This is a genomic window from Streptomyces sp. NPDC006332, from assembly GCF_040612855.1.
In the GTDB taxonomy this organism is placed as follows: Bacteria; Actinomycetota; Actinomycetes; order Streptomycetales; family Streptomycetaceae; genus Streptomyces.
On the sequence record NZ_JBEXRA010000015.1, the window covers coordinates 1 to 12,934 of the forward strand.

The 12,934-nt window shown below is 68.8% G+C and carries 9 protein-coding genes and 1 pseudogene; 1 reads left to right on the forward strand and 9 read right to left on the reverse strand.

All coding sequences use genetic code 11. The features are described from left to right. The 4 genes and pseudogenes from ABZ027_RS15830 to ABZ027_RS15845 form a co-directional block, all read right to left on the reverse strand. Positions 1 to 1,693 (reverse strand): annotated as a pseudogene (locus ABZ027_RS15830) (hypothetical protein); the annotation flags it as partial. 118 nt (positions 1,694 to 1,811) lie between these two features. Continuing rightward, positions 1,812 to 2,321, reverse strand: a complete 510-nt coding sequence (locus tag ABZ027_RS15835; protein WP_356768474.1) for an inclusion body family protein — start codon at positions 2,319 to 2,321, stop codon at positions 1,812 to 1,814. A 76-nt stretch (positions 2,322 to 2,397) separates the two neighbouring features. Then, positions 2,398 to 4,227 (reverse strand): thiamine pyrophosphate-binding protein, encoded by a 1,830-nt coding sequence (locus tag ABZ027_RS15840; protein WP_356768476.1) that lies wholly within the window; start codon positions 4,225 to 4,227, stop codon positions 2,398 to 2,400. Then, entirely contained in the window at positions 4,224 to 6,296 is a 2,073-nt protein-coding gene (locus tag ABZ027_RS15845) for an FAD-dependent oxidoreductase (protein WP_356768478.1), read from the reverse strand. Before ABZ027_RS15845 ends, ABZ027_RS15840 begins: the two co-directional genes overlap by 4 nt. A gap of 467 nt (positions 6,297 to 6,763) precedes the next feature. Here ABZ027_RS15845 and ABZ027_RS15850 point away from each other — a divergent pair, with 467 nt between their 5' ends. Further along, complete coding sequence (locus ABZ027_RS15850) at positions 6,764 to 7,984, forward strand: metallophosphoesterase (RefSeq protein ID WP_356768480.1); 1,221 nt, start codon at positions 6,764 to 6,766, stop codon at positions 7,982 to 7,984. Between the two features lie 181 nt (positions 7,985 to 8,165). On the opposite strand, the gene ABZ027_RS15855 is transcribed toward ABZ027_RS15850, so the two are convergent. The 5 genes from ABZ027_RS15855 to ABZ027_RS15875 form a co-directional block, all read right to left on the reverse strand. Then, positions 8,166 to 9,071: an NADP-dependent oxidoreductase gene (locus tag ABZ027_RS15855; RefSeq protein WP_356768762.1), complete on the reverse strand. Its 906-nt coding sequence runs from the start codon at positions 9,069 to 9,071 to the stop codon at positions 8,166 to 8,168. 61 nt (positions 9,072 to 9,132) lie between these two features. After that, positions 9,133 to 10,071, reverse strand: a complete 939-nt coding sequence (locus ABZ027_RS15860; protein ID WP_356768482.1) for an NmrA family NAD(P)-binding protein — start codon at positions 10,069 to 10,071, stop codon at positions 9,133 to 9,135. A gap of 71 nt (positions 10,072 to 10,142) precedes the next feature. Then, positions 10,143 to 11,555, reverse strand: coding sequence for an aldehyde dehydrogenase family protein (locus ABZ027_RS15865; RefSeq protein WP_356768484.1), 1,413 nt, complete (start codon positions 11,553 to 11,555; stop codon positions 10,143 to 10,145). Positions 11,556 to 11,589: 34 nt separating this feature from the next. Beyond that, positions 11,590 to 11,919 carry a ferredoxin gene (gene fdxA / locus ABZ027_RS15870; RefSeq protein WP_356768486.1) on the reverse strand — a complete coding sequence of 110 codons (330 nt, stop codon included), beginning with the start codon at positions 11,917 to 11,919 and terminating at the stop codon, positions 11,590 to 11,592. Beyond that, positions 11,916 to 12,920 carry an NAD(P)/FAD-dependent oxidoreductase gene (locus ABZ027_RS15875; protein WP_356768488.1) on the reverse strand — a complete coding sequence of 335 codons (1,005 nt, stop codon included), beginning with the start codon at positions 12,918 to 12,920 and terminating at the stop codon, positions 11,916 to 11,918. The genes fdxA and ABZ027_RS15875 overlap by 4 nt, the downstream gene beginning before the upstream one ends. Positions 12,921 to 12,934 lie beyond the last annotated feature (14 nt).

Here is a 12,934-nt window from a genome sequence, read left to right on the forward strand (position 1 = left end):
CCCTGCCTTCATGCGCGTACCGCCGAAAGATCACCCGACCAGGAACTCTGTTCGATCCACACGCTCCAAGATCGGTTGAGATACGGCTTCTAAGGGCAGCGGCGAGACCAGTGTGGCCGTGGCGGAGCAGCAGTGCCACCTGTTCCGACAGCGCGTGGTCGATCCAATCCGGGCTGATCAGAATATCGGCCAGGGCGTGGGCATGACGGGCCAGGGCCGAGTTCCGTAGGATGCCGTCCGCCCTCGCCAGGGACTTCGCGGTCAACGTCAGTGCCTCCGCCTGGTCAGCCGCTCGTGGCAGGAGATCAAGGGCAGCCAGTGCGCGGGGAGTTGAACCGGCTTTCGCCCATACGGTGGCGATCGGCGCGGCAAGGCGCGCAGCACGCGGAGACGAAGCCAAGTGCCCCACGAGAGATAGTGCTTTGTCATCCTCCCCGCGCTCGGCGAGACCTCCCGCGATGGCCGCGAGGACCTCCGCCCGGATCCAGTTCTGCTCAACGGTGTCGGCTACGGCGTCCGCCGCGTCGTCCTGCCCGTCCTTGGTGAAGGCCTTGGCAAGTGCGGCAAGGGCTGCTACGCGGTGGTCGCTTGACACGAGGGTCATTGGCGGTAGACCGTTCTCGATCTCTCGCATCTCCTGGATCAGGCTGGCCGCCACGCCCATGGAACCACGCCGGGCCGCCGCCGCTGCCACCCAGCCGAGCGCTTGTGCCCGGCGCCAGGGGTCCTCGATCGCGCGGGCGATGTCCGCGCCCTGGTCCGGCTTGTCGGAAACTGCCGCGACGGCGGCCGCTTTCCTGAGAGCCATGGCCTGCCCGTCCGGCTCGTCAATCTTCCGGGCGGCCTCAACGGCAAGGCCCGGAGCGCCCGCCCGGGCAAGGACCACGGCCAGTTCGGCGACGTGATGGACGTCGCCCCACCCGGTGTTTCCCCGGGTCGCGTCCGAAGCTTCCTGCGCCAGGACCTGTGCCCGCGCACGGTCTCCGGCCGCGAGGTGGGCGGCCGCCAGGTACGCCAACGCCCGGCTACGGCTGCGGGGAGAGCTCAAGCTGTGGGCCAGTTCAGTGGCCCACTCGAGATCGTCCGACATCTCTGCCAGTCCCCTCACCATGTCCGCCGCAGCGTCTTCCCGTGCCGCAGTCGCCGTAAGGGGAGCCAGCAATTCGACAGCCGACTTGTACTGTTGGGCCAGAGCCAGAGCGAGTGCGGCCATCGTGAGACCGTCGGCGCGCTGGTTGTCCGCGGTCACCTCATCCGCGAGGGCAGCGGCCTCGTGGGCCAGGTCCGCTGCTTCGCCGACCTCGCCGGAGGTGACCAGCAACGCTGCGACGCGAGCCAGGGATGTCATTCGCTTGTACGGGTCGGACAGCGACCGGCAGATCTCGGCTGCCCGCCTCGGTTCACCGGCATAAGCGAGGACGAGAGCAGCTGGGACCAGGGCACGCTCTCCTCCCTCCGCGAGGGCTTCGGCGAGGGCTTCCTCGGCCACGACGAGCGCATCGGTATGCCCGTCCTCGACCATCGCCGAGGCGGCATTTGCCAGCAACTCAGCCCGCAGGCCGCGGTCACGCACCGTCCGGATGACTGCCACAGCCTGCGGACAGTCGCTGTCCAGCATCATGGCCTGCGCCGCTATGACCGGCACTGCGTCGGGAAGGCTGTACCGCCTGTACCACCAGCAGACGAAGAACATTCTGTGTAGCTACTCCCCCAAAAAGCTTGGATTCTTCTAGAGAGCCAGGTCCGGATCGGCTGGAAGCCAGGAAGGGCGGCGGCGGTTGCGACCACCGCCGCCCGTCACGGCCGGACCGTCAGGAGTCCTCGATGGTGATGAAGGGGTCCCATTGGAAGTACCCCTTCAACTGCCGGTGCCGGTCGAGGATCTGGAAGTAGAAGTGGTACACGACCTTGCCGACGCTCTTCACCGTGGTGCGCCAGTAGTGGTCCTGGTACTTCTGCGTCACGAAATCCGGACTGCCCTCGCTGCCCTCCTGTGGCAGCGGATAGACGCCGTCGACCACCTCGATCTCCGGTGTCCTGATGAGGGTGTGATCGCGGTCGCTGCTCACGTACCGGTACAGCAGCGCCTTGTAGTCGCTGCCCAGCGACAGCGTCGTCTCCCGCCACCGGACGGTGTCCCCGGGCTCGGCCCGCAGGTTCAGCTCGGCGCCCGAAGTGCCGACGATGTGGTCGTGCCGCGTCGTCATGTAGATCAGGCTCTGGTCGACGTAGGTCGGCGCGTCGGGATTCCGTGACGCGTTGGGATTCTGTTCGACGATCGTGGCCGCGTCGAATGCGATCAGGACGTTCAGATCAGCCATTGCATTCCCCCTGGGAATTCGAGATTGTCTGTTGCGAGGATTTCGGGCACGAGAATTCCGGTCACGAGGTTGTCGGTCACGAGGTTTTCGGCACCTTGTACGCCATGGCCCGCGGATAGTCGTGCCGGTGCAGTCGGACGCGGACCAGGAGGGGTCCGGCGTTGACCGGGTCGCGCGGGTCGCCGAGTCGGGCCAGCAGGTCGTCCAGCTCCGTGGGGCGGGCGACACTGAGGCCGCTCGCCGGGGTGTCCTGGCCGGCGAAGACCGCCGTGAGGCGGTCGTAGTGCCAGGGGTGCAGGACGTTGTAGAAGTCCGGCTCGGCGGGGCCCTGTCCGGCGTAGTAGGCCGGGTGCACCAACATCTGCTCGATGCCGTAGAAGGACTCGTTGTCCAGGACGAACACCACCGAGCGCAGCCCGAGCCGGGTGTGCGTGGAGATCTCCTGGCAGGTCTCCTGGAAGGCGCCGTCGCCGACGAACACCATCGGGCGGGCGCCCGCGCGTTCCGGGGCGAGCGCGGCGCCGGTGGCCGCGCCGACCGACCAGCCGATGGACAGCCAGCTGACCTGGGACAGGAATCCTCCCGCGGACAGGGACAGGTTCATCGAGCCGATGAGGGAGAACGCGGCGTCGGACACGACCGTCCAGTCGTCCGTGGTCTCCTGGCCCAGGAAGTGGTTGACCCGATCGAACACGCCGTCGTAGGTGAGCCGTTCGGCGTCCCGGGACCGCGCACCGCTGACGCTCAGCGAGGCGCGGTACTGCGCCAGGCCGGCGGGGCGGTCGTCCCGCGCACCCTGGTAGCTGTAGGACTCGGCGTAGTAGTCCGCAAACAGGCCCTCGGAGCCGTAGGCCTTCACCAGCGCATCCTGGAGGGCGGGCAGCAACCGGGCGAGTTGGACGTCGGGGAAGTAGGAGGTGCCGACGCTGACGCCGCCGTGCGCCGCCATCACCCAGTCGGTGCCGACGCTCTGCTCACCGCCGAGGTTCTTCGACGTGGACCAGGCCCCGAGCCCGATCCGGCAGGTGGCCCAGTCCTTGAAGATCGCGTTCACGTCCGGATGGCTGGCCTTGCCGTTGTATACGCCGTGGAACTGCGGCAGGTCCTCGTCCACGACGGCCTTGGCGCCGACGGTCGTGCAGAACGGGACGCCGGTTGCCTCCACCAGGTCGACGAGTTCCCGGCCGAGCCGGTACCGGTCGATCTCCTCGCCGGCCCACACGATCGGGCGGGGCCTGCCGTCCGGGCCCGGGTGCTGCTCGATCAGGGTGAGGATCGCGTGCACGGCCTGGTCCAGCATGGTCTGGTTGCGCTCACTGAAAGGCCGTTCGCGGCGGACGATCGGCTCCGTCGGCTCGGGGCAGGGCTCGTCCCACAGGTCCTCCATGACCTCCAGGTAGACCGGTCGGCGCTCGGAGACGCAGGCGGTGAGCGCGGCGTCGATCTGGGCGGGCGCCAAGCCCGGGTGGGAGATGACCTGTGCGTCCACGGTGACCTGCCGGTAGACGTCCAGATTGCTCTCGGCACGGGGGCTCATGTGCGAGGTGAGCAGCCCGACGGCACGGAAGTTCTGCCACTGCTCGTACGGCGGGCAGGCGTTGACGGCGATGAGCGGGACCTGCTCGACGTACGCGCCGCCGCAGGCGTTGAGCAGGTTGAACGCGCCCACGCTGTACGTCACCGCCGCGGCGCCCACGCCGTGGATGCGGGCGTAGGCGTCGGCGGCCTGGCCGGCGCCGCCCTCGGTCGGAGTGCCGACCCACTCGATGTCGCCCTCGGCCCGCAGTGTGGTGAGGAACGGGCCGAGGTGGTTGCCGGGGACGCCGAACAGATGGGTGATGCCCAGCTCGGCCAATCGCACGGCGAGATAGCGGGCGACCGTGCAGGCAGGGGTGGTCGCGCTCACGAGGACTCCCCTTCCCGGTCCGCACCCGGGACGTCCTGGTCCGGGCCCTTCCTGTCGGTGACCGGCGGGGCCTGATGGACGGCGAGGGCGGCGCGGACGGCGCTCTCCAGGGCTCCCTCGATCCAGGCGTGCTTGAGGGACGTGTGCTCGCCGGCGAAGTGCACCGGGCCCTCGGGCCGGGAGACGTCCAGGTGGAAGCTGGTCATCTGGTGGGCGGTGTAGATGGCGGCCTCGCCGAAGGCGTACGGGTCGCGGGCCCAGCTCTGGGTGGCGCCCCTGCCGGTGAAGAACACCTCCACGCGACGGCCGTGTACGGCCTGGAGGTTGCGCAGCGCGTAGAGGTAGCGCTCCGCCTTCGGCATGGAGTCCCACCGCGCGGCGTCGTCGGACCAGGAATACGAGGCGAGGACGACGCCGCCGCCCGTGCTGTCCGCGATCGGGTGTGAGGGGTAGTACATGAACCGGTTGGGGTTGTCGGCGGCGGAGCCCCCGCCGAAGCAGTGGGTGGCGGGCCGGACGGCGGGGCCACGCAGCGGCAGACTCCCGTCGATCCGCCGCATCTCCTCGGTGACGAGGCTGTCCTTGACCGCGGCGCCGAGCAGCCCGGCCTCCGGCTCGGGCAGCGTGGGCACGGACAAGGTCCCGGTCTCCGCCTCGTGCCCGCGCCGGTAGTACTCGTACAGGCCGGGCGCGATGCCGTCCAGCGTGTCGCGCCACTCGTCCTCGGTGAACTCCCACCAGCGGTGGCTGAATTCGAGCAGCACCTTGGTGGCCTGGTCATAGTGGGTCTCGATGATGGCGCGACGCTTCTTGTACGACATCGAGGGGACGATCTCCACGAAGCGCAGCGCGGAGAACGGGATGGTGACGACCGCCAGGTCCGCCGTCCACAGTCGGGGCAATTCCTTCGGGTCTTCCTCGTCTACGGTCTGTACGGCCACGCCCCACCCGTCGGGTCCGACCGCCCCGGTGCCTTCGGGGTCGGTGTCGCGGCTGGGGTCGTGGTACTCGAGGCGGATCATGCGCTGGCCGAGCCGCACCTCGTCGCGCAGGCCCTGGTACAGCGCGTGCGGCAGGCGCCAACTGCCGCCGGGGATCTCCCAGTAGCGGACGGCCGGGTTGATGTCGGTGCGGCTCAGGAAGCTGTGGAAGAAGGAGAGGTAGAGCCGCGAGGACATGTTCTCCAGGGTTCCGACCGCCTCCACGGCCTCGTCGCTGAGCCCGGCGCGGTCCCGCAGGAAGGACCCCATCGAGTAGCCGTCGAAGTCGCGGATCACCCGCGCCCAGCCCTCGACCCACTCGTCGAACGGCTTGTTGACCCGCTTGCCGTCGACGACGTCGGAGTAGTAGTCACGCACGCTCTCCAGCGCCTCGTCCACCATCCGCGCGACGGGGGCGCGGACCTCGTCGTCGGTGAGGTGAAAGCCCTCGTTGATCCGCTCGGGTCCGGCGGCGTAGTCGGCGCGCCGCACCTGGACGCGGTTGGCGCGGATCCAGGAGTTGCCGCGCTTGTCGGGTTCGGCGAAGTCCGGGCTGTCGTCGCCGTACGTCCACGTCCGGCCGGTGAAGGAGGTGTACGTCACCGGAGGGACGGGCACGTCGGGGCCGCTGCCGGTGTGGGGATCGATGTCCACGTTGTAGAACTGGCGCCGGCCGAGCCCCAGTTTGTCGACCAGGGCGAGAACGAGCGGGTGGAAGTCGGGCAGCCGCATGGCACCGGCCTCGGCGTACTGGGCCGGGTCGGCGAACGGCTGGTGGTGCTTGGTGGTGCGGAAGGTCTTGATGCGTCCGCCGACACGGTTGGCGTTCGCCTCGAGGATGGTGACGTCGTGCCCCGCGTCCTTGAGGAGGCGGCCGACGACGAGGCCGGTGATGCCGGCGCCGACCACGAGGACCTTCTTGCGGGGGTGCCGGGTGGTACCGAGGCTGCCCGCGTCTATCAAAGCGTGCAGGTATTCGAGTTTGAGGTCTTTTCCGTCGGGTCCGACGAGGAGGAGTTCACGGGCGAGCCGGAGACAGGTCTGCCAGCGGGCACGGGTGGCGGAGTTGTCCCGTGGAGTGACGGTCATAGTCTGCGATCGTAGATATGCCGAAACGATTTCTCGGTTCAGCCGGAGGACAAAGTCCTGAAAGCACCGAGAGGACTTGGTGGCGCGATTTCCACTTGCCCGACTTCTCGACGAGGAAGCGGAAAATTCAGGAGGGACGGAAGGGAAGTCAGACGCAACTGAGCCAGTAATTCATTATGGAATGTGACGCTCCTGGGACGAGGGGGTGCCGGCCTCGCCCACCGATCCGACGGTAAACCGCCACCCACTCCCCCGACTGACCGTCAAATCAGAGACGTTGACCTATGCATCCGGCCAACGTGTACCTGCCTCAGCGACATAAACACCGGTCGGGCGGCGTTCTCGGTATTGGACATACGTTCACCGAACTTATATTCCCAAGGGGTCGTCCCCATGAACGCCGGCCCGGTCGGCCCAAGGGCGACCGGATACAGTGCGCAGGACGGCAGCCTGGTCAGAGGGGAAGCGTGACCGACACCCGCAACACCCGACCCGCCGACAGCGAAGCGCGGTCTCCGCGGCAGAGCCGACTGCACCGCCTGATGCGCTACCTCCCCCTGATCGCGCCCGTACTTCTGTGGACCGTGCCCTGCTGGGTGCTCGTGTACAGCGGCCAGCGCTGGCCGCTGCCCGTCACGCTGGTCGGCACCGCCCTGTTCGTCATCGGCCTCGTCGGGATGCCGCTCGCGATGGTGCGCGGCCACGGCCGGCGTCAGCAGGACCGGGCGGCGATCGTCGGTGACACCCTGCTGGGCACGAGCTGGGTTCTGTTCACGTGGTCCGTTCTGCTGGGCGTCCTCTTGCGGCTCGCCCTGACCGTGGCCGGCGTCGGCGAGAGTCAGGACCGGGCCCGCATCGTCACGTGGGCCGTCCTCGGCATAACCGCCGTACTGCTCCCCTGGGGGTACGCCGAGGCCCGCCGCGTGCCACGCGTGCGCCGACTCGACGTACAACTCCCCCGCCTGGGCGCCGGGTTGGACGGCACCCGCGTCGTCCTCATCACCGACACCCACTACGGCCCCCTCGACCGCGCCCGCTGGTCGGCACGGGTGTGCGAGACGGTGAACACCCTGGAAGCCGACGTGGTCTGCCACACCGGGGACATCGCGGACGGCACGGCCGAACGCCGCCGCGCCCAGGCCGTCCCACTCGGGACTGTGCGGGCCACCCGGGCCCGTGTCTACGTCACCGGCAACCACGAGTACTACAGCGAGGCACAGGGCTGGGTCGACCTGATGGGCGAGCTGGGCTGGGAGCCGCTGCGCAACCGCCATCTGCTGCTCGAACGCGGAGGCGACACCCTCGTGGTCGCCGGCGTGGACGACGTCACCGCCGAGTCCTCCGGCCTGGCAGGCCACCGCGCCCACCTCGCCGGAGCCTTGAACGGCGCCGACCCCGAGCTGCCCGTCCTGCTCCTGGCACACCAGCCCACGTTCATCGACCGGGCGGCAGCCGCAGGCATCGACCTCCAACTCTCCGGCCACACCCACGGCGGCCAGATCTGGCCCTTCCACCACCTGGTCCGCCTCGACCAGCCCGCCCTCGCCGGCCTCAGCCGGCACGGCACCCGCACCCTCCTCTACACCAGCCGCGGCACCGGCTTCTGGGGCCCGCCGTTCCGTGTCTTCGCGCCCAGCGAGATCACCCTGCTCGTGCTCCGCTCCCCACACCTGGCCACCTCGCCCTAGCTCTGGGCGGGCCAAGCCATCCGCTGGGAGCAGTCCACGAGTTGAGGGCACGCACTGCTCCAGCGCGAAGGAGTCGGCCAGGGCGAGTGCCTCGTCCTCACCGAGACCGCGGAAGAGTCCGCCCTCGCCGACGACGGCTACACGCGGGAAGCGCCGGTGAAGGCAGCAAGGGGCGAAGACCCTAAAGGCGTAGGAGGAGCTTGCCGCGGGGGTGGCCGGACTCGCTCAGCTCCTGGGCCTTGGCGGCGTCGGTGAGGGGGAAGCTCTGGGCGATGCGGACGTTCAGACCTCCCTCGGCGGCGAGGCGGGCGTACTCGGCGAGTTCGGTCCCGAACGGGTCATCGGTGCCGACCATGGCCACGCCCAGCTTCGGGGCCCCGAAGTCGGCGATCGTGGCGACGCGGTCGGTGGCGCCGCCCACCAGCTCGATGGACAGCTCCAGCACGCCGTTGCCGGCGGCGTCGTAGACGGCGTCGACGCCCTGCGGAGCGGCCTCGCGCACCCGGTCGGCCAGCCCGTCGCCGTAGGTCACGGGGATCGCGCCGAGGGAGCGCAGGTAGTCGTGATTGTTCCCGGCGGCGGTGCCGATCACGGTGGCACCGCGGGCCACGGCGAGCTGGACGCCGACGGAGGCGACCACGCCGGAGGCACCGTGCACCAGCAGCGTGTCGCCGTCGGTCACCTTGAGCGTGTCCAGCACGTGCCTGGAGGTCCTGGCGGCCACGGGCAGGGCGGCCGCCGTCTCCCAGCCCAGTCCGGCCGGCTTGAGCGCGAAGTCCTCGGCCAGGGCGTACTCGGCGTAGGAACCGGAGACGATGTACCCCAGTACCTCGTCGCCCACCGAGGCACCGGTGACCCCCTCCCCCACCTCGTCGACGACGCCGGCTCCCTCGGTACCCGGAATGTGGGGGAAGGACACGGGGATGAACTGCTGCATGTAGCCGCGGCGCAGCTTGGAGTCGAACGGATTGACCGCCACCGCCTTGACCTTCAGCCGTATCTGTCCGGGCCCGGCATGCGGCTCCTCCCTCTCCGCGAGCCGGAGTACCTCCGGGCCGCCGTACTCCTCGTACTGGATCGCCTTCACGGCTGTCACTTCCTTTCCTGTGTCGGACAACGATGGACACCGACCACGTCGGTGGGTGCAGCTACTTGAGCAGGAGTTCTGCGTGCTCCTCCAGCCACTCCCGCAGGGTCCGCGGTTTGCGGCCGAGCATGCGCTCGACGAAGTCGTTGCGGGCCCAGACGACCTCGTTCGCCCGCTCGTACTCGAAGAAGTTCCAGATCTCCATGAGCTTCGGACCGAACTGGGCGCCGTACTCCTTGGTGAATGCCTCCAGGCTGCCGTCGTGAGTGATCTTCTCGCCGAAGACCTCACTCATCAGATCGGCGACGTCGCTGTAGCGCAGCAGATCATGACCGTTGTTGAGCGTGTGGAACTGCCCGATGTGCCGGTGGTTGTCGGAGAGGAACAGACGTCCCGCGACTTCGGCTATCTCCCGTGGGTCGATCAAGGGAATGAGGCGGTTGTGCCAGATCAGCTTGCGCTCGCGGACCAGGCCGCCCTTCATCCAGAGGAAGTTGTCCATGAAGGATGCGCCGAGGTTCATGTAGGTGACCGGCAGATCGCTCTCGTCGAGGATCTTCTTCACACCGGGATGCTGCATGGGGAGCCCGAATTTCGCCTCCCGCACGGCCGGGGGGAGGCGCCGGTAGTTGGCCTCGGGCTGCAGACCGACCGTACGCAGAAGGTGAACCAGAGTGCCCTCCTTCTTGAGGGCGGTCACCAGGTTCGTCATGGCGATCTGCTCGTCCATCTCGGGTGGGCTGTTGACGAAGACGCCCTCGATCCCCTCCACTGCGGCATCGAGCGAGGAGAGATCCATGTAGTTCGCGGTGACCACTTCGGCGTAGGGGCGATCGGCGCGGAGCTTTTCGAGGCCTTCGGGCCTGCTGCTCACCAGGCGCAGCTTGATCTGCGGTGCCTCTCGGTGAAGAAAGTCCGCGAGCGGTCCGCCGATGTGCCCGGCCGCGCCGAAAATGAGAACGCTGCGCGGGATGGGCTTGTGGTTGTCGCTGCCTGTCATTGAGCCTCCCATGTGAGGTGGTGTGGGTCGCGCTTGTGCCTGACGCGGTGTGCTCGGGAGCGGTCATCGGCTCACTGCGCGTCGGCACCGATTTCGGTGACGTGCAGGTCGGTGTATTCCTCCAGGCCCCACGGCCCGTTCTCGACGCCGACGCCGCTCCACTTGACGCCGCCGAAGGGGGCCTCCGGCGACGGCAGGCCACCCCCGTTGATCTTGACTCGGCCGACTTCGAGGCGGGCCGCGACAGCGCGGGCCCGGTCGAGGTCGGTCGACCAGACCGAGCCGGCCAGGCCGTACATCGTCGCGTTGGCGCGCCGGACGGCCTCGTCGACGTCCCTGTAGGCGATGACGGGCAGGGCGGGGCCGAACTGCTCCTCGTCGACGATTCGGACGCCGTCCTCGACGTCGCCGATGATCGTCGGCTCGAAGAAGTACCCGTCACCCGGGAGGCGGTGCCCGCCGGCCGCGATGGTCGCGCCCGCGGCCTTCGCGTCCTGGACCAGATCCTCCACGTGATCACGCTGGAAGTGGGTGGTCAACGGCCCCAGTTCGACACCGGCTTCGAGGCCGTGACCGACCCGGGCGGAGCGGGCGCGGTCGGCCAGCGCGTCAAGGAGCTTGCCGTACAGGCGATCGGGAACATAGACGCGTTTGGTCGCCTCGCAGATCTGGCCCGAGTTGGCGAACGCCGAGAAGAACAACGGCTCGACGATACGGTCGATATCGGCGTCGTCCAGGACGATGGCGGCGTCGTTCCCACCGAGTTCGAGCGTGACGCGTTTGAGGTCGTGGGCGGCGGCGACGGCCACTGCCTTGCCTGTCGGGATCGAGCCCGTGAAGGCGATCTTGCGGGGGGTCGAGTGTGACACGAGCTGCTGGCCCAGGGGTTCGAGGCCGCTGACGATGTTGAGTACGCCCGGCGGCAGCGCGGCGGAGAACACCTGACCCAGCGCGAGGGTGGTAAGGGGCGTGTAGGGGGACGGTTTGAGGACCATGGTGGCGCCCGCGGCCAACGCGGGTGCGATCTTCCACATCGCGAGCAGGACCGGTGCGTTCCACGGGGTGATCGCCGCGACCACGCCGACCGGGCGGCGGGAGACCTCGATCGTCCGGTCCGGATAGGTGCGCACGGTCTTCGCGGGCAGTTCCAGGTCGGCGAAGTAGTCGAGCCAGTCGGCGGAGATCATGAGTTGTCCGACGGCCGCCTGGACCGGGGAGCCCTGCTCCTGTGTGAACTGCGGACCGAGCTCCGGGGCGGCCCGTCGCATGAGCTCGGCGGCCTCGTGCATGGCCTTGCGCCGCGTCTCATGGTCGGACGCCCATGACGTCAGGGCGTGTTGGGCGGACTGCATGGCGAGGTCGAGCTGGGCCGGCGAGCACTGCGGCGCCGCCCCTGTGGGGGCGCCGGTGGCGGGGTCGATGACCTCGAACGTGCGGTCCCCGGTGACGGCCTCGCCGTTGATGGTCATCACTGATTCGGTCATGCTGTGCCCCTTTTGGTGGGTTGGGTCGGCCATGTCAGTAGCCGGCCACCAGGTCCGTGTCGACGCCGATCCGACCGATGTCGCCGGCACCGCCGGGCGCTCCGACAGCGGCATCGCGACCCGGTAGCGGCTCGTCGAAGAAGCGGGCGTTGTCCGCGATGAAGGCGCGTTGGTCACCGGTGAGGAGCCGGTCCAGGTCGATGGCCTGCTCGGGGCAGGCCGGCTTGCAGGCGCCGCAGTCGATGCACTCCGCCGGGTTGATGTAGAGCTTCCGCTTGCCTTCGTAGATGCAGTCCACGGGACACTCGTCGATACAGGACCTGTCCATGACGTCGATGCAGGCGGGGCCGATCACATAGGTCATGTCGTCTCCTCGGCCGGGCCGGCCGGCGTGTCGGTGGAGTGCCCGGGGAAGACGGTCTCCTCGGGGTTGATGTGGACCGCCGCGTGGTTGACGGCGGTGGCCGCTTCGCCGAAGCCGACGGCGAGCAGACGTACCTTGCCGCCGTAGTCGGTGATGTCACCGGCCGCGAACACGCCCGGCATGGTGGTCCGCATGGCGGCGTCGACGCGCAGGTAGCGGTTGTCGGCGAGCTGGAGTCCCCAGGTGCGCAGTGGTCCGAGGTTCGCCTTGAATCCCAGGGCGGCGATCACGGCGTCCGCCTCCCTCTCGGTCTGCGTGGCGTCCGCGCCGGTGATCGTGACGCTCTGGACGCGGCTGTCCCCGTGCACCTTGGTGATCTGGGCGTCGGTGATGACGTCGACCGTCGAGCGGGTCAGTTGGCTGACGGTGTGGGTGTGGGCGCGAAAGGCCGCGCGCCGGTGGACGAGCGTCACGGTGCGTGCGATCGGTTCGAGGGCGAGGGCCCAGTCGCATGCGCTGTCCCCGCCCCCGACCACGACGACGTGCTGATCCCGGTGCAGTTCGGGATCGGGTACGAAATAGGAGACGCCGGAGCCGACGAGGTGCTGTCCGGCCTCCAGCGGGCGGGGCGTGAAGGTTCCTATGCCGGCGGTGATGACGACCGCGCGGGTGCGGAACGTCGTGCCGGCGTCCGTGCGCACATGCAGAGTGCCGTCGGTCTGCGGGCTCAGTTCCGTCGCGCATTCGGCCAGCACGTACGTCGGATCGAAGGGGGCGGCCTGTTCCATGAGGTTCTCGACGAGGGTCCGGCCCCGTACCGAAGGGAAACCGGCGATGTCGTAGATCGGTTTCTCCGGGTAGAGGGCGGTGACCTGCCCGCCCGGCTCGGACAGGGAGTCGACGATGGCGGTGCTGAGGCCGCGGAAACCGGCGTAGTAGGCGGCGAACAGGCCGACCGGCCCGGCGCCGACGACGAGCAGGTCGCTTTCGATGGGTGTCACGGGGCGCTCTCAGT

What these genes read in the sequence shown, in the direction of transcription:
- fdxA (WP_356768486.1), bottom strand. Translation starts at nt 11,919, where the DNA reads ATGACCTATGTGATCGGCCCCGCCTGCATCGACGTCATGGACAGGTCC.
- ABZ027_RS15835 (WP_356768474.1), bottom strand. Translation starts at nt 2,321, where the DNA reads ATGGCTGATCTGAACGTCCTGATCGCATTCGACGCGGCCACGATCGTC.
- ABZ027_RS15865 (WP_356768484.1), bottom strand. Translation starts at nt 11,555, where the DNA reads ATGACCGAATCAGTGATGACCATCAACGGCGAGGCCGTCACCGGGGAC.
- ABZ027_RS15845 (WP_356768478.1), bottom strand. Translation starts at nt 6,296, where the DNA reads ATGACCGTCACTCCACGGGACAACTCCGCCACCCGTGCCCGCTGGCAG.
- ABZ027_RS15860 (WP_356768482.1), bottom strand. Translation starts at nt 10,071, where the DNA reads ATGACAGGCAGCGACAACCACAAGCCCATCCCGCGCAGCGTTCTCATT.